The organism is Ruegeria sp. CJ2, from assembly GCF_056536745.1.
Map to the genome: position 1 here is coordinate 18,061 of NZ_JBQFQF010000013.1, position 18,313 is coordinate 36,373.

Annotated in this window: 17 protein-coding genes; 12 read left to right on the forward strand and 5 right to left on the reverse strand. The window is 58.7% G+C overall.

Annotated features, from left to right (window positions below; genetic code table 11):
* The first annotated feature begins 26 nt into the window (after positions 1-26).
* The gene (locus ACR0MS_RS17190) at positions 27-896 is read left to right on the forward strand and encodes a LysR family transcriptional regulator (RefSeq protein ID WP_480576559.1); all 870 of its coding nucleotides are present in this window, start codon (positions 27-29) and stop codon (positions 894-896) included.
* Here ACR0MS_RS17190 and ACR0MS_RS17195 read toward each other — a convergent pair.
* Entirely contained in the window at positions 893-1,618 is a 726-nt protein-coding gene (locus tag ACR0MS_RS17195) for a glutathione S-transferase family protein (RefSeq protein ID WP_480576556.1), read from the reverse strand. The genes ACR0MS_RS17190 and ACR0MS_RS17195 overlap by 4 nt on opposite strands.
* A complete protein-coding gene (locus ACR0MS_RS17200) occupies positions 1,605-2,213 on the reverse strand; it encodes an NAD(P)H-dependent oxidoreductase (protein WP_480576553.1) in 609 nt (202 codons plus the stop codon). Before ACR0MS_RS17200 ends, ACR0MS_RS17195 begins: the two co-directional genes overlap by 14 nt.
* 124 nt (positions 2,214-2,337) lie before the next feature.
* Here ACR0MS_RS17200 and ACR0MS_RS17205 point away from each other — a divergent pair, with 124 nt between their 5' ends.
* The 5 genes from ACR0MS_RS17205 (at position 2,338) to ACR0MS_RS17225 (ending at position 7,627) form a co-directional block, all read left to right on the forward strand.
* A complete protein-coding gene (locus ACR0MS_RS17205; protein ID WP_480576550.1) occupies positions 2,338-2,727 on the forward strand; it encodes a winged helix-turn-helix transcriptional regulator in 390 nt (129 codons plus the stop codon).
* A 222-nt stretch (positions 2,728-2,949) separates the two neighbouring features.
* A complete protein-coding gene (locus tag ACR0MS_RS17210) occupies positions 2,950-3,900 on the forward strand; it encodes an ABC transporter substrate-binding protein (protein ID WP_480576547.1) in 951 nt (316 codons plus the stop codon).
* A gap of 84 nt (positions 3,901-3,984) precedes the next feature.
* Positions 3,985-5,022: a glycine betaine/L-proline ABC transporter ATP-binding protein gene (locus ACR0MS_RS17215; protein ID WP_170385692.1), complete on the forward strand. Its 1,038-nt coding sequence runs from the start codon at positions 3,985-3,987 to the stop codon at positions 5,020-5,022.
* A complete protein-coding gene (locus ACR0MS_RS17220; protein WP_480576544.1) occupies positions 5,015-6,604 on the forward strand; it encodes an ABC transporter permease in 1,590 nt (529 codons plus the stop codon). The genes ACR0MS_RS17215 and ACR0MS_RS17220 overlap by 8 nt, the downstream gene beginning before the upstream one ends.
* A 48-nt stretch (positions 6,605-6,652) precedes the next feature.
* Complete coding sequence (locus ACR0MS_RS17225) at positions 6,653-7,627, forward strand: arginase family protein (protein ID WP_480576541.1); 975 nt, start codon at positions 6,653-6,655, stop codon at positions 7,625-7,627.
* Here the strand turns inward: ACR0MS_RS17225 and ACR0MS_RS17230 are convergent.
* On the reverse strand, positions 7,624-8,592 hold the full coding sequence (locus tag ACR0MS_RS17230; RefSeq protein WP_480576538.1) for an agmatinase: 969 nt from the start codon (positions 8,590-8,592) through the stop codon (positions 7,624-7,626). The genes ACR0MS_RS17225 and ACR0MS_RS17230 overlap by 4 nt on opposite strands.
* A gap of 60 nt (positions 8,593-8,652) precedes the next feature.
* Positions 8,653-10,170 (reverse strand): trimethylamine methyltransferase family protein, encoded by a 1,518-nt coding sequence (locus ACR0MS_RS17235; RefSeq protein WP_480576535.1) that lies wholly within the window; start codon positions 10,168-10,170, stop codon positions 8,653-8,655.
* A gap of 183 nt (positions 10,171-10,353) precedes the next feature.
* Here ACR0MS_RS17235 and ACR0MS_RS17240 point away from each other — a divergent pair, with 183 nt between their 5' ends.
* Together ACR0MS_RS17240 and ACR0MS_RS17245 are read left to right on the forward strand one after the other, a co-directional pair.
* Complete coding sequence (locus tag ACR0MS_RS17240; RefSeq protein ID WP_480576532.1) at positions 10,354-12,789, forward strand: GcvT family protein; 2,436 nt, start codon at positions 10,354-10,356, stop codon at positions 12,787-12,789.
* Positions 12,790-12,879: 90 nt separating this feature from the next.
* The gene (locus ACR0MS_RS17245) at positions 12,880-13,851 is read left to right on the forward strand and encodes a LysR family transcriptional regulator (protein ID WP_480576529.1); all 972 of its coding nucleotides are present in this window, start codon (positions 12,880-12,882) and stop codon (positions 13,849-13,851) included.
* On the opposite strand, the gene ACR0MS_RS17250 is transcribed toward ACR0MS_RS17245, so the two are convergent.
* Complete coding sequence (locus tag ACR0MS_RS17250) at positions 13,848-14,873, reverse strand: LacI family DNA-binding transcriptional regulator (RefSeq protein WP_480576526.1); 1,026 nt, start codon at positions 14,871-14,873, stop codon at positions 13,848-13,850. The genes ACR0MS_RS17245 and ACR0MS_RS17250 overlap by 4 nt on opposite strands.
* A gap of 138 nt (positions 14,874-15,011) precedes the next feature.
* Here ACR0MS_RS17250 and ACR0MS_RS17255 point away from each other — a divergent pair, with 138 nt between their 5' ends.
* The 4 genes from ACR0MS_RS17255 to ACR0MS_RS17270 all read left to right on the forward strand — a co-directional run bounded on the left by ACR0MS_RS17255 (position 15,012) and on the right by ACR0MS_RS17270 (position 18,306).
* A complete protein-coding gene (locus tag ACR0MS_RS17255) occupies positions 15,012-15,197 on the forward strand; it encodes a hypothetical protein (RefSeq protein WP_480576523.1) in 186 nt (61 codons plus the stop codon).
* Between the two features lie 24 nt (positions 15,198-15,221).
* Entirely contained in the window at positions 15,222-16,367 is a 1,146-nt protein-coding gene (locus ACR0MS_RS17260; RefSeq protein ID WP_480576521.1) for a TRAP transporter substrate-binding protein, read from the forward strand.
* 86 nt (positions 16,368-16,453) lie between these two features.
* On the forward strand, positions 16,454-16,966 hold the full coding sequence (locus tag ACR0MS_RS17265) for a TRAP transporter small permease (protein ID WP_171123452.1): 513 nt from the start codon (positions 16,454-16,456) through the stop codon (positions 16,964-16,966).
* Positions 16,967-16,977: 11 nt separating this feature from the next.
* Positions 16,978-18,306, forward strand: a complete 1,329-nt coding sequence (locus tag ACR0MS_RS17270; protein WP_480576517.1) for a TRAP transporter large permease — start codon at positions 16,978-16,980, stop codon at positions 18,304-18,306.
* The last annotated feature ends 7 nt before the right edge of the window (positions 18,307-18,313 follow it).

Consider the following 18,313-nt stretch of genomic DNA (forward strand, 5'->3'; position numbering starts at 1 on the left):
TAAATAAAATTCAGAAAATCTGAAGTATGGCGATCAAGATTGAGACATTGCGGTGCTTTTGCACCGTGGCGCAAACCGGCAACCTTATGGAAGCCGCCGACCGGCTGGGCAGAACCCAGTCTGCTGTTTCAATGACGCTGAAACAGTTTGAAGACCACCTTGGCAAAAAGCTTTTCGAAGGTGAGCGCAAGAACCGCCTGTCCCCATTGGGCAAGCAGGTGTTCGAATTGAGTTTGAAACAGGTGCGTCAGTTCGATCAGACGGTTCTGGATATAGAAACCGCTGTGAACGCTGAACACGGATTGTTGCGCATCGTATCCGTGCCTTCGGTGGCGGCAATCGTGTTCCCCAAAGTGTTGCAGCACATGACGCAGAGCTATCCGGGCGTGAAGGTCGAGCTGCGGGATACGGATACCGCGCAAGTGCTGGATGCGCTGACCGAAGGAAAGGCAGATATCGGCATTGCTTCGGGGTATCATGTGTTGAATGGTGTGACGGCTCTGCCGCTGTTTGAAGACAGGTTTGGCCTTGTCTCTGCCGTGGACCACCCGTTGATGACACGAGCAAACCCTTTGGTGATCGACGATATCCTATCGGTGCCTTTCATTCGGAACGCGCTTTGTGACTTGATCCAATCACCGCGTTTGCACGAGGTGATCGGACAGGCGGATATCACCATTCACAACACGCATTCCTTGATCACTATGGTCCGAACTGGGGGATGGGTAACGGTGCTACCGCAAACCGTCGCCGATTTCATTCCCGAGGCAACGGCGTTTCGCCTGATCGATGACCTGCCGGAACAGCGGCAGGTCTATTTGTACGTCAGCGACAGGTCTCGCTTTCCTGCTCTGACCAGTGCGACGACCGAGTTTATTCTGTCGCACTGCACCTAGTCGGAGTCTGCCTTCATATCACCGGCAAAGCGCGCGGCGTTTTCTTTGGCAAAAGCCGAAGCATCAGCAGCCGCGTCCCAGAACTGCGGGTTTGCCTTGGGGATTGTCAGCGCCTTTTGAACAGCGGGGCGTGCGTCGATCCGGTCGAACCAGGCATTCAGATGCGGCAAGCCATCGACCTCGACCCGGGCCCAGACATAGGCGCGCGCCCACGGGTACAGCATCATATCGGCGATTGTATATTCGTCCGCGGCGATCCAGTCGCGCCCTTCCAGCCGGGTGTTCATGACTTCAAGCAAGCGGCGGCTTTCGTCGACATAGCGGCGGATCGAAAAGGGTTCTTCGTGGCCGTTCGGTGCCGCGATATGCTGGAAATACATGGCTTGGCCCATCATTGGACCAATATGACCCACCTGAAAGAACACCCACTGCATGACCTCGGACCGTTTGACCGGATCGGCTGGCAGGAACTTTCCGTATTTCTCGGCCAAGTGCCACAGGATCGCGCCGCTTTCAAAGATGGCGCGTCCCTCGGATCGGTCGAAGATCGTGGGAATCTTTCCATTGGGATTCAGCGCCAGATACTCGTTGGTCTTTTGTTCCTGTTTTGAGAAGTTGATATGCGTCAGATCGTAGGGAACGCCAGCTTCCTCCAGAAAAATAACGGGTTTGTATCCGTTCATCGTTCCGGCGGTGTAAAGATGAATGTCAGGCTGCGACATGGTCTACCTCTGCGAATAAACGGTCCAGATGGGCTTCAAACCGTAAGAAATCTGCCTCGATTGTGGGGTTTTTCATAACATCGAAAGCTGCAAATGTCGGCAGAGGCTCCATTCCCAGGAACTTTGCGTTCAGGTGCATGGGTTTCAACAGATCATCGACACTGTCGCCCGAGAAAAAGGGCTCTGACGGGTCGCCAAATGCTTCTTCTGGCGCGTTGAACGTGACAGACAGCATGTATTTCTTTCCGGTCAACCGGCCACCCATTCCGTAATTGGCTTTGGGGGCTTCGGATGTCCGACCGTCCCCTATCATAAGGCGACCATCCATACCGGCTGTATAAACCTCGTCGATGTATTTCTTGAAGGACCAGGGAACGCCCATCCAGTTCACCGGGTACTGCATGATAACCACGTCAGCCCAAACATGGGCATCTACCTCGGAATTGGCATCATAGCCGTCAGAGATTGTCGTGACGCGGACATCGTGGCCCAAGCGCGTTAATGTGTCTGCTGCCTGCCGGGTCAGGCTGGCATTCAATTTTCCGGGGGCGAAGTCATACGGCTGGGTGCCGTTTACGATAAGGATTTTGCTCATATCTCTATCCTGATTGCGGTTCCAGCCACGTGGTATTTGTTGGCCGTAGCATGAAATTGGGGTTTAAGTTACGAAATGCAACCAGTATACTTTTCGTAACCTAGGGCCGGACGGAGAATGCAAGATGCAGTCAAGTATCCAGGAAGATGCGAAAGGCCAAAAACGGGTCTCAGACGCCTGCGCAGAACCCTGTGCTATTGAACGTGGTATGCGGATCATTGGTGGCAAGTGGACGGGGTCCATCCTGTGGCACCTCAAAGATGGTCCGGTGCGGTTCAACGACCTTTCGCGAATGATCGGTGCGGCGAGCAAAAAGATGATTGCCGAGCGGCTTCGGCAACTGGAAGCCCAAGGTCTGGTGCGACGGGACGTGTTGAAAACATCACCTGTTTCCGTAGAATATTCGGTGACGACACTTGGGCAGACCGCATTGGGAATTTTGGAAGACTTGCGCCAGTGGAGCGAAACTCTGCCGCAGACTGTCACCGATCCCGAGCCAACCAGATCGCAATAAACCGAAACTAATCTATGATAATTTCGCATACACGGTTTTGGCTTAGGTAACTCTTGATGGGTGGCGCGCTTGCGTGCTTGAGTTTTCTTACCAATCCGGCACCGCGAGCCGCTGGTTAAAAAAACCGGAAAGCCATTGCTTTTTGATCCTGTTTGCCAAGTGCGACGCCGACCGAGGTCGGACAGAAAACAGCACCGTGAACGCCCAACATGGAGATACCTGATGAAGAAACTAGCCACGCTATTGGGAAGCGCGACAGTTGTCGCAGCCGGTCCCGCCATTGCTGCGGATATCGTGATCGGCGTGCCGAACTGGGCATCGGTAAATGCCACCGCGCATATCCTGGAAGTCGTAATCGAGGAAAACCTCGGCCTTGATGTGGAATTGCAGAACGGCACCAACCCAATCGTTTTTGAGGCTATGGACAGCGGGTCGATGCATGTCCATCCCGAGGTTTGGATGCCGAACCAGCAAAACCTGCATGACACATACGTCAAGGATAACGGCACAGTCATTATGAACGAAAACCCTGTGCAGGCCGAACAGGGTATGTGTGTTCCGACCTATATCGCCGAACAGCACGACATCAAATCTATTGATGATCTGAGCGATCCCGACAAAATAGCGATCTTTGACACGGACGGTAACGGCACACCTGAGGTCTGGATCGGCGCGCCCGGCTGGGCCTCGACCGTGGTCGAGAAGATCCGGGCCAAGTCTTACGGCTATGACCAGGTTTTCGATCTGACCGAGTATGAAGAGACGATTGCCTACGCCAATCTCGCCAATGCGACCAAGGCGGGTGATCCGTGGATCGGGTTCTGCTACAGCCCGCACTACATCTTTGTGACGCAGGATCTGACAGTTCTGGAAGAGCCCGCGCATGATCCGGCTACGTGGACCATCGTTCAGCCCACCGATGACCCGGATTGGCTGGCCAAGTCCGAGGCATCTTCGGCGTGGAATGGCGCGACGCTCCATCTGCATTACGCCAAGGAGCTGGAGGAAAACTATCCAGAAGTGGCCGCCCTGTTCCGCAACTACCAGATGCAGGGTGACGACCTGAGCGCGATGGGCAAGGCGCTGGCTGTCGACAATGTCGAAGCGGCGGATTTCGCCCGGCAGTGGGTGGCGGATAACGAAGACACAGTCATCGGTTGGCTCACCAACTAACATCCAATATCGGAGGGCCGTCGCGACAGTTCGCGGCGGCCCTTTTCTTATTTGCCGGGGCAAAGCCCTGCACATGAGGGGTAAATGGACGAACCTGTCGTAAAACTGGAAAATGTCTGGAAAATCTTCGGCGCACGGGCAGAAGAGGCCATGGCCGCCGTGCGCAGCGAAGGCATAGGAAAACCTGAAGTTCTGGAGCGTTTCAACTGCGTTGTCGGCGTACAGGGCGCAACCTTTGAAGTACCGCGTGGCGAGATTTTCTGTATCATGGGCCTGTCGGGGTCGGGCAAGTCGACGCTGGTGCGTCATATCAATCGCCTGATTGAGCCGACCGCGGGCAAGATCGAAATTCTGGGGCGGGATGTCTCAAAGATATCCGAGTCCGAACTACGCCGCATCCGGGCGCAGCAGATCGGGATGGTTTTTCAACACATGGCGCTGATGCCGCACCGTTCGGTGCGCGACAACGTGGCGTATCCCCTGGAAATCCGAAAGGTGCCGAAATCCAAGCGGTGGGCGGTATCCGACCATGCGCTCAGCCTCGTGAACCTGACCGGTTACGAAGATCGCCTGCCCAAAGAGCTTTCCGGCGGAATGCAGCAGCGCGTTGGCATCGCCCGCGCATTGGCCTCGGACCCGGAAATCCTGTTGATGGACGAGCCCTTCTCGGCGCTTGACCCACTGATCCGGTTGCAACTTCAGGATCAGTTCAAGGCGCTGGTTGCGCAGCTCAAGAAGACGACCTTGTTCATTACGCACGACCTGGACGAGGCGATCCGGATCGGACATCGCATCGCGATCATGAAAGACGGTGTGATTGTTCAGATCGGCACGCCCGAAGACATCGTCATGAACCCCGCCGACGATTACGTGCGTGAATTTGTGCAGGGCATCTCAAAACTCAAACTCGTCAAGGCGCACTCGATCATGGAGCCGATGGGCAGCTATTCCGGGTCACTCGACGGCGCGCCGCGCGCGGATGAGGGCGCGGATCTGGACCAGTTGATCGACCTTGCGGTGAATACCGAGATGCCGGTGGTCATAACGGACGCAGGCAATGATGTGGGGATCGTGACCAAGCCGCGCCTGCTGCGTGGTATTCAGGGGGGCAAAAATGACTGACGCAACCACAGAGCTGAAAGTTACAGCCGCCTCTGACATCGAAGTCGACCGCGAGGCGCTGGACCGTTCGATCAAGGAATTCGCCGGACCAAACGGCGACTATTACGTCAATGCGTTTCACAAAATCCATGACGCGACCAGCCCCGTACCCAATACGTTCAACCTGTGGGCGGCAGTGCTGGGGCCGTTCTGGTCGGCCTCACGCGCGATCTGGGGGATGTTCTGGACCTTCCTGATCCTTGAGATCATCGCGTGGGTTCAAATCGGTCGAGGTGCATGGGGCAATCCCGGCGCTGACTTTGCGGAGAGGGCCGCGCGCCAACAGGAACGGGCGGCCGAGTTGATGGCACGTGCGGCGGATGCGACGGAAAAGGCGGATATCGACCGCTTTACCAAGCTGGCCGAAAACATCCAGAAAGCGGCAGATACCAGCCTAGAAAGGGCCGCTGCCGCGCAATCCGAAGCGGCAGGGATCCTGATCACGGGTTTGTTGATGTTGCTGGTTTTCAAACTGGTGCAGGGTTTCTACGCAGATCGGGTTTACGAAAAGCAATACTCGAACTGGCGGATTGATCCAGACAGTACGGAAAGCGGACAGTCCCGAAGGAACACCGTGCTGGGCGCTGTCCTCATCGCGGCGATCGGGCCCTTGATCGTGTACAAGTTCACGGTCAACGCGTCGCTGCCTTTGCTGGATGCCTTCCCGGAACAAGAGGTTTCTGCAATCTTTCTTGGTGAAGGCAACGGAACGCTGTTTTCCGCCCTCGCCAGTTGGATGGAAGCCAAGATTGACGCCGCTGCAGCGGCGGGTGGGGACGTCTTTGACGGCATCGTGGCTGGCGTTCGGTCGGTTCTGGATGCGTTGACGATTGCGTTGATCGGGTCCCCGTGGCCCGTTGTTATGCTGGTCATCTGCGTTACGGCATGGCGTGCGGCAGGTCCACGCGTTGCGATCTTTACCGCCGCGTCGCTGGCCTATATCGCGCTTCTTGGGTACTGGGATGTGGCGATGGAGACGGTTGCGCTGGTGGGGGCTGCTGTGCTGCTGTGCGTGGTCTTCGGTATCCCTCTGGGCATCTGGTTTGGCAAGTCGGCGCGCGCCTATCGTGCGGCAGAGCCGGTGCTGGATTTGATGCAGACGCTACCTGCCTTCGTCTACCTGATCCCGATCATCGCCTTCTTTGGCACCGGCAACCCGCCCGGCATTCTGGCCACGATCATCTTCGGGATGCCGCCGGTGATCCGCCTGACGGCACTGGGGATGCGCGGTGTACCGGAAAGCATCAAAGAGGCTGCGGTCGCCTTTGGTGCCTCGAAATGGCAGTTGCTGAAGGATGTCGAGATCCCGCTCGCTCTGCCTTCGATCATGACCGGGGTAAACCAGACCATTCTGATGTGTCTGTCGATGGTGGTGATCATCTCGCTGATCGGCGGCGGCGGTCTGGGCAAGGAAATCCTTGAGGCGTTGCAATATGCGGCCAAGGGTCCGGGTCTGTTGGGCGGCTTTGCCATCCTGTTCTGTGCCATGGTCATCGACCGGATCGTGCAGGGGGCCTTCCGGCGAGAAGACGAGAAAATCTGAACTTATGCGCCCCCGCCAGCCGGGGGCGTTTTCTTGAAGGGGATGCAGATGACCGACCGCTATGAACAGTCGATGATGGATAACCTGTATTGGTGGGGCGTACCGACGCTGTTCCGCTGCCCGAATGTAGGCCCCGAGGGGCAGGACATCGCCCTGGTCGGCGTGCCGCATTCCACCGGCAACGGCACGACCGAGCGGGATCAGCATCTGGGCCCGCGCGCGTTGCGCCATGTCTCGGCCGTGCAACGGCGCGTCCATTCTGTGTTTGAGATCGACCCGTGGAGCAGCGCCAAGATCGCAGATGTGGGAGACGTGCCCTTTTTGCGCGCCAATGACAACGAGGACTGCATCGAGCGTATCACGGCTTTTTACAGGGACATCGACGCGGCAGGCGCGCGGCCCGTGTCGGTGGGCGGCGATCACTCGATCACCGGCGGCATTGTGCAGGCGCTGGGACGTGGTCAACTGGCCAAGGGCGAGCCGATCAGCTTCCTGCATCTGGATGCGCATACGGATGTATTTACCAAGGTTGATCACTTTCTGGGCGCAAAGAAATCGGCGGCCCATTGGGGCGCGTATCTGGCCGATCAGGGGCAGGTTGATCCGACGCGATCCATGCAAATCGGTCTGCGGGGACATCCGCGCAGTCTGGACTGGCTGCAACCGTCTTACGACTATGGCTACAACATCGTTACAATGCGCGAATTCCGCCAGCGCGGGCTGGAGGACGTGGTGGCGCAGACGCGTGAAGTGTTGGGCGACCGTCCGGTCTATATCACCTTCGATCTGGATTGCCTCGACCCGACCGTCGCGCCCGCGGTGTCCAATCTGGAACCCGGCGAGAAGGGCTTCGACATTGACGAAGCCGTGGGGATTTTGCGCGCCGCGCGCGGGCTGAATATCGTGGGCGGAGACGTCGTCTGCATGATGCCCACCAAGGACAGCCCTAACAATATCACCGCGCTGACGGCAGCCGCAGTGATGTTCGAGATGATCTCGATGATCGCCGAAAACGTCAGTTAGCGCTGCGCGGCCACAGCCTGCGCCAGCACGCAGAGCAGCTCGAACATTAGTGAAATCCCCAGCCACGCGGTGCCGCCCGAGGCGTCGAAGGGGGGTGAGACCTCGACCAGATCGGCCCCGACAAGGTTCACTCCGGCCATCTGGCGGATCACCTGCTGCGCCTGAAAACTGTTCGGGCCGCCGATTTCGGGCGTGCCGGTGCCGGGGGCATAGGTGGGGTCCACGAAGTCGATATCATAGGTGCAATAGGTCGGCGCGTCGCCGACAATACCGCGCACCTCGGCCATGACATCGTTGATGCCCCGGTCAAACAGTTCCTCGATGCGGATGATGCGGATGCCCTGCGCCTCGCCCCATTCGATATCCTCGGTGTTATATGCGGTGCCGCGAATGCCCACCTGAACAAAGCGTTTGGGATCGACCAAGCCTTCCTCGACCGCGCGGCGGAAGGGGGTGCCGTGGGTGAATTTATGCCCACCGAAATAGCTGTCAAACAGATCGGTGTGGCTGTCGAACTGGATCAGTCCCAGCGGGCCGGATTTGGCTAGCGCGCGCAGAACGGGCAGGGTGGTCAGGTGATCCCCTCCGGCGGTCAGGGGGGTGATGTCACGCGCGGTCAGGTCGGTGTAGAACGAGGTCACGCGGTTCAGCGTATCGTCGATATCCACCGGGTTCGGGGCCACGTCGCCCAGATCGGCGCAGTTCATCATCGCAAATGGCGCAACCCCGGTCACAGGGTTCATCGCGCGGATCATGGTCGAGTAATCCCGTAACTGACGCGGCCCGTGGCGCGCGCCGGGGCGGTTCGTGGTGCCGCCGTCCCATGGGATGCCGACCAGCCCGATATCAACCTCGGTAATCCGCGCGTGATCCAGCGTCATACCGGGCAGGCGCATAAAGGTGGGAACACCCGCAAACCGCGCCAGTTCCATGGCTGAGACGGGCTGAAAGAAGGGATCGGTCATCGGGGCCTCATTCGTCGCAAGTCCCGCTGACCCTAGCTGCCGGGGGGCGCTTGGGGAAGGTCAATCAAGGATGTGAAACCGGGCGCGGATTTCCGCATCCTGTTCGGCGGTCAGATATTGGGGATGGTGCGTCGCCAATATCTCTTTCGCGCGGGCGCGGGCGGTGGTCCATGCGTCGGTTGCGCCTTCATCCGCCCAGGTGCGCGGCTCGGTCCGGTCGGCAAGCTCGGGGTAGTAATAGTCGCGCTCCATCGCGTCATAGGTATGGGCGCTGCCCAGAAAATGCCCGTCGCCCAGAACCGACTGGCAGATCGCTTCGAACCCGAGGTTTTCCTCACTCACTTCGATCCCGCGCAGGGCGCGGTAGGTGTGGGCGTGCATTTCATTGTCCAACACAAAGCCCTCGAAACTGGCCCCCAGCAGCGATGCGGTCATGCCCGAGCTTTCATAGATCAGGTTCCCGCCCGCCAGCGCCGCCGCCAGTGAGGTGATGCCCTTTTCAGCCCCGTATTGCGCGTCAATCGCCTTGGCATCGGTCATCGAGGCCGCCACACCCGAGGGCAGCCCCAACCAGTTGGAAATCTGCGCCGAGGCCGCGTTCAGGATCGCAGTCTCACCACTGCCGCCCGCAAAAGACCCGGTGCGCAAGTCCACGATGAAGGGCCAGTTGGAAAACACCATCGGAAAGCCCGGTTTGATCGTGTTGACCATCACAAGGCTGGCTAGTGTCTCGGCCAGCGATTGCGCCAGAAACCCGGCCAGAGTCGCCGGGGCCGTCGCGCCCGCTTGGGCTGCGGTGATGCAGGACATGGGAATATTGTGGGCGATGCATTCATAGACCACATCCACCGCATCCTCGCCATAGCGCAGGGGCGAGATGACCGGACTGATATGCGCCTTCAGAAACGGGCGCGCGGCAAATGCGCCGGGGCCGCCCGCCACGATATCCAGCATCTCGACGATGGGCGCGACATGTTCGGCCAGTGTGAAAGAGGTGGCAATCGGCTTGGTGGTGTTGCGGACCAGCGCGTAGGCGGTGTTGACGTCCAGATCGAAATTGTCCGGTACGTCGGTCGCCACGCAACAGCGGGTGAACCAGCTGACATTGGCCAGCGTGTCCTGCAACCGGGTGAAGTCATGCAGATCGGTCAGGGTTGAGGGACGATAGAGCCCCGTGTCGATATCCAGCGTCTGAACCGCTGCGCCGCCGGTGCCAAAGAACACGCGGTCGCCGCCCACCTCGATTGAGCGTGCGGGATCGCGGCCGTGAAAGGTGAACTCTTTGGGCGCGGATTGAATGGCCTGTTCGACCATGGCGCGGGGGAACAGTAATCGGTCGTCAGGTCCGGGTTGCGCCCCTACCGCGCGCAGGTCGCGGGCCAATCGGTCCGGCACCTCGCCCATCCCCAGCGTTTCCAACAGGCTCAGGGCGGTGTCGTAAATCTGCGCGATCTCGGGTTTGGTTAGGGGCTTGAAGGCCCCGCCGACCTGACCGGGCGGGCAGGGATCAATCACGGGGGCCGCCGCGCGTTGCGCGTGCCGGGCGCGTCTGCCGCTTCGTTTACTACCCGAACTCATCCGGTTCCTTTCGTGGCGCTTCACTGGAACCCTAAGCGCGGGTTTGCGCCCCACGCAAAGCCCAAGTGTAATTATCAGAATCCGCAATCGCGGTTTCGATTTTTCAATACAAACGCCCGGCGGCTTGTCGCGCGCAGGCATTGTTCCGCAAGACTTAGGCGGAACAAAGCAGGAGCCGCGCCCATGAAATCTCGGACCAAGGTCGTTGTTATCGGAGGCGGGATTGCGGGCTGCTCGACCCTCTATCACCTGACGCAGGAGGGGTGGAGCGATGTGGTTCTGGTCGAGCGGAACGAGCTGACCTCGGGCACCACGTGGCATTCGGCGGCGCAGGTGACGAATTTCGGGATGAACCAGACGATGGTCGGGCTGAAATCGCACTCGATCCGGCTGTACAAGGAACTGGCCGAGGACCCGGACTATCCGATCAACTACCACCACGGCGACGGCGGTATCCGGCTGGCCAATACCGAGGCGCAGATGCAGGGCTATCGCCATTTTGCGTCCATGGCGCGCGGGATGGATGTGCAGTTCGAGGTGATAGACGCCCAAGAATGCGCGCGCCGCCATCCCCTGATCTCGACCGAGAACCTGATCGGTGGGCTGTGGGACCCGATGGATGGGGATATCGACCCCGCGCAACTGTGTCAGGCACTGGCGCGGCGGGCGCGCAAGGCGGGCGCTGAGGTGTATCGCAACACGCCGGTCATCGGGCTGGAGCAACACGCCGATGACACATGGACCGTACAGACCGAGCATGGTGATATCGACTGCGATATTGTCGTCAACGCGGGCGGGTACCGTGTGAATGAGGTGGGCGCGATGATGGGGGTGCATCACCCGGTCGCCTCGATGGAGCATCAGTATTTCCTGACCGAAGAGATTCCGGCGATCCGGGATGCGGGCCACAGGATGCCTCTGCTGCGCTGCCCGATCAGTGACTATTATTGCCGTCAGGAAAAGAACGGGCTGCTGCTGGGGTTCTATGAACAGGACTGCAAGACATGGGGTATGGACGGGATCGACCCGAACTTTGTCAATGCGCTGTGTCCCGATGATCTGGACCGCGTGACGGATGTGCTGGAGGGCGCTTTTGCCCGGATGCCCGCGCTGATGGAGGCAGGGGTGCATACGGTGGTCAATGGCCCGATCACCTATACGATTGACGGCGCGCCTCTGGTCGGGCCGATCCCGGGCAAGCGCAATGCGTTCTGTATCATCGGCCTGCGCGCCGGTCTGGGTGAGGGCGGCGGGCACGGCTGGCTGCTGGCGCAGCAGATCGTGCATGGTGAGGCGTGCTATGACACGTGGTGCCTTGATCCGCGTCGGTTCACAGGGCACGCGAATGTCGAACTGACGGCGCTGAAGGCTATCGAGGATTATCAGAACGAGTTCCGCTTTCACTTCCCGCACGAACACCGCCCTGCAGGGCGACGCGCCAAGACGACCCCTCTGACCCCGGTTTTGGCGACGGAGGGGGCCGAGTTCACGGTCGTCAACGGGTGGGAGAGGGTGGATTACATCAAGCCATCGTCCGATTTCGCACCCACTCACAGTTTCGATTTTGACGAAACCTTTGATTTGGTGGCCGCTGAGGTTGCCAATGTGCAGACCAATGTGGGGTTGGCCGAGGTGAACGGTTTCAACCGGATCGAGATCACGGGTGCGGACCGTCACGCTTTTCTGGATCGGATGTTCTGCGGCGCGGTCACCCGCCGCGATGGGCGCGTGGGGCTGGGCTATTTGCTGAACCATCACGGTATGGTCAAGGCCGAGGCGACGGTGGCCAATTTACCCGCCAGTGACCGGGGACCTGTGCGTATCTGGTACGGCTCAGCCGCGGCCAGTGAGTTTCACGATATGGACTGGCTGACCAGCCATTTGCGGCCTGACGAAGACGTTCACCTGCGCAGTCTGACCAACGATCAGACCATCCTGATCCTTGCTGGCCCCAAGGCGCGGGATGTCCTGTCCGCCTGCGCGCGCGGCGACTGGTCGGCCGAGGCATTCCCATGGCTCAGCGTTTGCGAATGCTTTGTGGGGATTGCTCCGGCCACCGTTATGGGTGTTAGTTTCTCGGGCGAACTGGCCTATGAAATCCACGTGCCTAACGCGTCGCTTTACGCTGCATATTTGGCGTTACGTCAGGCCGGAGAGCCCTTGGGCATGAAGCTATTCGGCGCACGCGCCGTCGACTCGATGCGTATGGAGAAAAGCTTCCTGCATTGGAAATCCGATTTGATTACCGAGTTTGACCCTTTTGAAACCGGCTTGGACCGGTTCGTGAAACGCGACAAGGGTGACTTTATCGGGCGCACAGCGTTGGAGGCGCGCCAAGCGGAAGGCCCGCGCAAAAAGCTGGTTGCCTTGCAGGTGCACACTACACAAGGTCCTGCGCATCCCGGAGCGTCGCTCATGCAGGGCGATCGGGTTGTTGGTACGGTTACGTCCGGCGAGTGGGGGCATCGAACCGGCCTTAATCTGGCGCATGCCTTTGTCGAACCGGAACTGGCCGAAATCGGCAGCGAAATGGTGTTGGACCGCTGTGGTGAGCTTGTGGTGGCCACCGTCGTCCCGGCCTCGCCCTACGACCCAAATCTTGACCGGGTCCGGTCTTAGATCAGGGCCGTTTTAACAACATCACCATTGCCGAACCTGCATTTCTCTGCTTGGCTTGTTTCGATGTAATCGAAACAACGGACGGTTGCCGTGTCAAAATCTCTAAGCCTGCGTTGGCTGGAAGTGTTTCAACTGATCGCCAAGTCAGGGTCGATCCAACAGGTCGCGTCGGAAACGGGACTGTCCATCAGTACGGTCTCAAACCACCTGCGCAGTCTTGAGCGTGCGCTTGGCATTGAACTGGTAGACCATGGTCGCCGTCCGATGGGGCTGACCCCGGCCGGAGAGGTCTTCGCGCGCTATGTCCGAGATGGCCTGACGGTACTGAAACGGGGTGAGGCCGAAATCCGTACAGGCAACTGGCGTCACGCGACGGATTTGAGGCTGGCCCTGATCGACGATTTCGATAACCAGATCGCACCCGATCTGTTTCGGTTTCTGGCCCAGGCTCTGCCGCGCTGCAATTTTCGCCACTACACCCGACCCAGCCATGAGATTATCGCCAAACTTCAAGAACATAAGCTGGACGCAGGTGTCGCCACGCGCCCGTCAGAGCGCACAGAAGGGTTGATTGAATACCCGCTGATGCGCGATCCGTTTATCGTCATCCTGCCAAACAGCTTTGAAGGCCAGCCCGAAGAGCTCTTTGAGCCGGATGCGAACCTTCCGCTGTTGAGGTACTCGCGGGACTATATGATCGGTAAACAGATCGAAATTCAGTTGACCCGTAGCAAGTACAATCTGCCAAACCGGTTCGAGTTGGAATGCAACCAGTCGATCATTGGACTGGTGGCCGAGGGCGCAGGATGGGCAATCACCACTGCTGCGTGTTTCCACCGCGCGCAGCGGTTTCACGACAGCGTCAAAGCGATGCCGTTTCCTGGACGGAACTTTGTGCGGACCGTGTCTTTGTTCACCACCGAGGTCTATCCCGAAACGACATCGGCTTTGATCCAAAAGGTTTTGGAAAAGCTGATACGGCAACACTTTACCGAGCCGATGTGCAAAAAACATATCTGGCTGAAAAACGAATTCAGAACGATGGAAGCCGAGGCCGCTTAAATACCGTCCGGCGGTCCAAGCGACTGACCGTCGATGATACCGGTTGCGAGTTGTTCGCCTTGGCCAGTGATCTGTTTTTCGACCATCTCGACCAGTTGCAAGGCGGCCTTGCGACCCATCTCGCGATGCGGGACATGCACGGTCGTCAGGGCCGGGCTTACAATGCGAGCCAGTTCGATGTCGTCAAAACCGGTGATTGAGACATCCCTGGGCACCTGTAGCCCGATATCCTGAGCCCGCCGCAGCGCGCCGACCGCCAAAACGTCGTTGCCGCAAAGGATCGCCGTCGGGCGCGTGGCCTGGCCCATCAACTTGGAAAAGGCGGCAGCGCCGTTTTCAATCTCGTAAGGGGTTTCGATGATTGTCAGATTCTCAGTGTGCAATCCGTTTTGCCGCGCGGCGTCCTTCACACCTTCGATCCGCAGGCGCGCGCGATCATTGCCCGCGCTGATGCCGGAAATTACCCCGATTTGAGTATGGCCCATTGCAATCACACGGCTTGCCAACGCGTTCATCGCCGCGCGGTTGTCGAAGCCGATCGAGGGAATCGGCGCATCAGGCGCAAAAGACCACGCCACCAAAGTGGGGATTTTTCGACGCTCCAAAAACTCATAAATCTTTGGGTCGCGGTCATGGCCAATCAGTAAAAGCCCATCCGCGCCCCGCGCCGCCAGCGTCCTGATCTGCTCTTCTTCGATGTCTGGTTTGTAGGCCGAGCTTGACACCAAAAGGGTATATCCGTGCTGGTGTAGCTCTTCCTGAAAGGCTTGCACTCCCCGCGCGAAAATCGCGTTTTCCATTGTCGGAATGATCGCACCAATGGTGAAGGTGCGCTTGGCGGCCATCACCCGTGCGGCAAAGTTCGGCGTGTAGCCTAGGGCATCAACGGCCGATTGGACACGTTCACGCGTTGCCTTGACGACGCGGTCAGGGGTGTTGAGGCAGCGTGAGACAGTTGCCGTCGAAACACCTGCCATCTTAGCCACATCATCCAGCGTAGGGGCCGCCCCCAGTTTCGACATTCTCAAACCCGCAATTCACTTTTTCCAATAAGCTTAGTCTTATCCGACCTCTAAGGAAAGCAGATATGTAAGCGCTTGCATTTTTGATGTAAGCGCTTACAAATGACTTTGGGCCGAATCCGAAGGGAGTCCGGAAAAGTGTTTCTGACCGCATCCATCATCGTGTTTGTCATCTACTTTGCGAACGTGGCTTTGGGTGCCTTTGCAAGCAGCGCATTTCTTGGGGACGTGGGTGAGATGTTGGTCCTGTTCGCGGCGTCGATCCTGTTCGTTGTCGCAATTCTGAAAAAGGAGGCTGACCGCAACGAAGAAGGCGACAGCTGAATTTTTTGCTTGGGAGGGCAATAGATGAACAACGACAGAAACGAGCTTGCGTCGGAAGAACGTCGCAATTTCCTGAAACTCAGCGCAAGCGGCGCGTTCACCGCGGCCTTGGTTGCAGGGGCCGGTGGGGTTCTCTGGTCGTCAGAGGCCGCAGCGCAGACCGCCAAGGAAGAACGCGAGCGTGAGCAGGCGGCAGAGCATGTGATGACTGTTGCCACAGCCTATGTGCTGGGCGCATCACGCAGCTATCCGATCATGCAGTTGGACCTGAAGGAAAACATTCAGAACGCCACCAACGGCAAGGTCTATGTCAAGCTGGCCCCCGGTGGACAGTTGGGCGCGGGTGGATCGCTGGTGCAGAAAGTGCAGGGCGGCACCATTCAGGCGGCGCAGCATTCGCTGTCGAACTTTGCGCCCTTCGCCTCGACCGTTGATTTGATCAACATGCCGTATCTGTGCGGTTCGAACCAGAAATTCACCAACCTTGTGAATTCGGACACCTGGAAAAACGAAGTCCATCCCAAGGTCGAGGCCGCCGGGTTCAAGGCGTTGTTCTACGTTGTGATCGACCCGCGCGTCGTTGCTGTGCGGCAGGGCGGGAATGCCGTTATCACTCCGGGTGACATGAGCGGTATCAAGTTCCGGGTGCCGGGGTCCAAGATGTTGCAGCAATACTATCGCATGGTCGGCGCAAACCCGACGCCTGTTGCTTGGGGTGAGACCCCCTCGGCCATCAAGCAGGGCGTCGCGGATGCGCTTGATCCATCCGTGGGCGCGCTGTTCGTCTTTGGCTTTAAAGATATCCTCAGCCATGTGACCTTTACGCAGGCGGTGCCGGACAGTCAGGTCTATTCCTGTAATCTGGAATGGTTCAACTCGATGCCGGCGGACGTGCAGGAAGGTATCATGTGGGCGTCCGAAATGACGAGCCATCAGAACCTTGCCAAAGTGCCCTCGGCCCGCGCCTATGCCATGGCGGAACTGAACAAGGCGGGTGTCGAGTTCCACTCGCTCAGCTCTGACCAGTTGGCGGAATGGGAAAGCGTCGGCGGATATCAGAACGTCGATTGGGACCCGTTCAAGACAGAACTCGCCGGGTCGATGGACGCCTTCGAGAAGCTGGTCGAGGCCGCGGGGACGCAAGGCAAGTATTTCGTCCACGACGCCTGATCGACCACCACACCTTCAAGCAGTCAGGCCGGTAAACGCCCGGACCAGAAGGCGCACGCCTGACTGCCTGCACGCCGAGGGAACCGATGACCTTACTTCAAAACATAGACCGCAACGCCGAGCGCTGGCTGCTGCTGGTGTTCTACGTGATGCTGGTCATCACCATGGCCATCGAGGTCCTTCGACGCGAGATATTCGCGTATTCGTCGATCTGGGGTGAAGAGATCGTCCGCTATTCCTTTATCTACCTCGCGTGGATTGGCGCGGCGGCGGCGGTCAAAGAACGCGCCCATATCCGTATCGACGTGATCATGCATTACCTCGGGCCGCGTCCCAAGGCGTTGCTGTATATCTTCGGCGATCTGGTGATGTTCGGCGTGGCCGTCATCGCGCTTTATTGGTCGTATGAGGCGGTGCATGTTTCGGCCAAGTTCGGTTCGGTGACGGATGGGCTGCGGGTATCGAAGGTCTGGTTCCTGATGGCCGTGCCCACCGGGTTTGCGCTGATGATCTGGCGATTGATCCAGTCGTTGATGCGCGATTTGAAATGCCTGAGGGACGGCAAGCCCGTCTTCGAAGGCGACAAGCTGTTTGACTGAGGGGACACGCGATGCTTTGGGGTTCTCTCAATCAAACTGTTGAACTTGGGTGGGATTTCTACCTACCTGTGATCCTGTTCGTTGGCCTGATTGCACTGGCCGTACCCGTCTGGGCAGCCATCGGCACAGCGGCCATCGTGATGCTGATCATGTCGGGCGACCTGCCGCTGAGCCTTGTGGGTGAAAGCCTGTTTACCGGGATCGACGCCTTTGCCCTGACCGCTGTCCCGCTGTTCATCCTGACGGGCGACGTGCTGGTCCGAACGGGGTTGTCGCGCAAATTCCTGGACGTGGCCGAGGCGTTGACTTGTTTCGCCAAGGGCGGCTTTGGCTCGGCCACTGTTTTGGTCTGCGGCATGTTCGCCGCGATCTCGGGCTCGGACGCGGCGGGCGCTGCGGCGGTGGGGCGGATGACGATCAACCGACTGGTCGAAAGCGGCTATCCGCGCCCCTATGCCTGTGCGCTGGTCGCGGCAGGGGCCTGTACCGGCATCCTGATCCCGCCTTCGATTGCCTATATCATCATCGGCCTTGTGCTGGGGATTTCCGCCTCGACCCTGTTTCTGGCCGCGCTTATCCCCGGTTTGGCCATCCTGATCTCGATCCTTGTGACCAATATCATCATGAACCGCATCTACGCCTATGAGGGTGGCGGCATGATGACCATGGGCGAGTGGCTGGCCAATCTGGGCAAGGCGCTGAAATCCGGTTGGTATGCGTTCATTGTGCCGGGTATCATCTTCTACGGCATCTTCTCGGGTCGCCTGACCCCGACCGAGGCTGGCGCGACGGCCGTGGTCGTCACCATCATCATGGGCTTCATCCTGCGTACGCTGACGCTTGCTGACTTCCCGTCGATGCTGGTCAGTTCCGCCAAGGTAAACGGGGTGATCCTGCCGATCATCGCCTTTTCCGCACCGCTGGCCGAGGCGCTGGCGATCATGGGTGTGCCGCAGGGGTTCGTGACGGCCGTGACCTCGTTGACTGACGACCCCTATCTGCTGATCTTGCTGATGATCGGTATCCTCATCGCCGCAGGCTGCGTCATGGAAACGACGCCCAATATCGTGATCCTTGCGCCGATCCTGAAGCCTTTGGCGGACAATATCGGCATGAACGAGATCCAGTTCTGCATCATGATGATCACCGCATTGGGTGTGGGCTTTATCACCCCACCGTTGGGTCTGAACCTGTTCGTTGTTTCCGGGATAACCGGAGAATCAATCCTAAAAATCGCGGCGCGCGCCGTTCCATTTGTTTTGACCATGCTGATCGTGGTTATTCTGATCGCCTATGTCCCGGCGGTGTCGACGACATTGCTTCCTGCCATCTACCAATAGGGTTTTC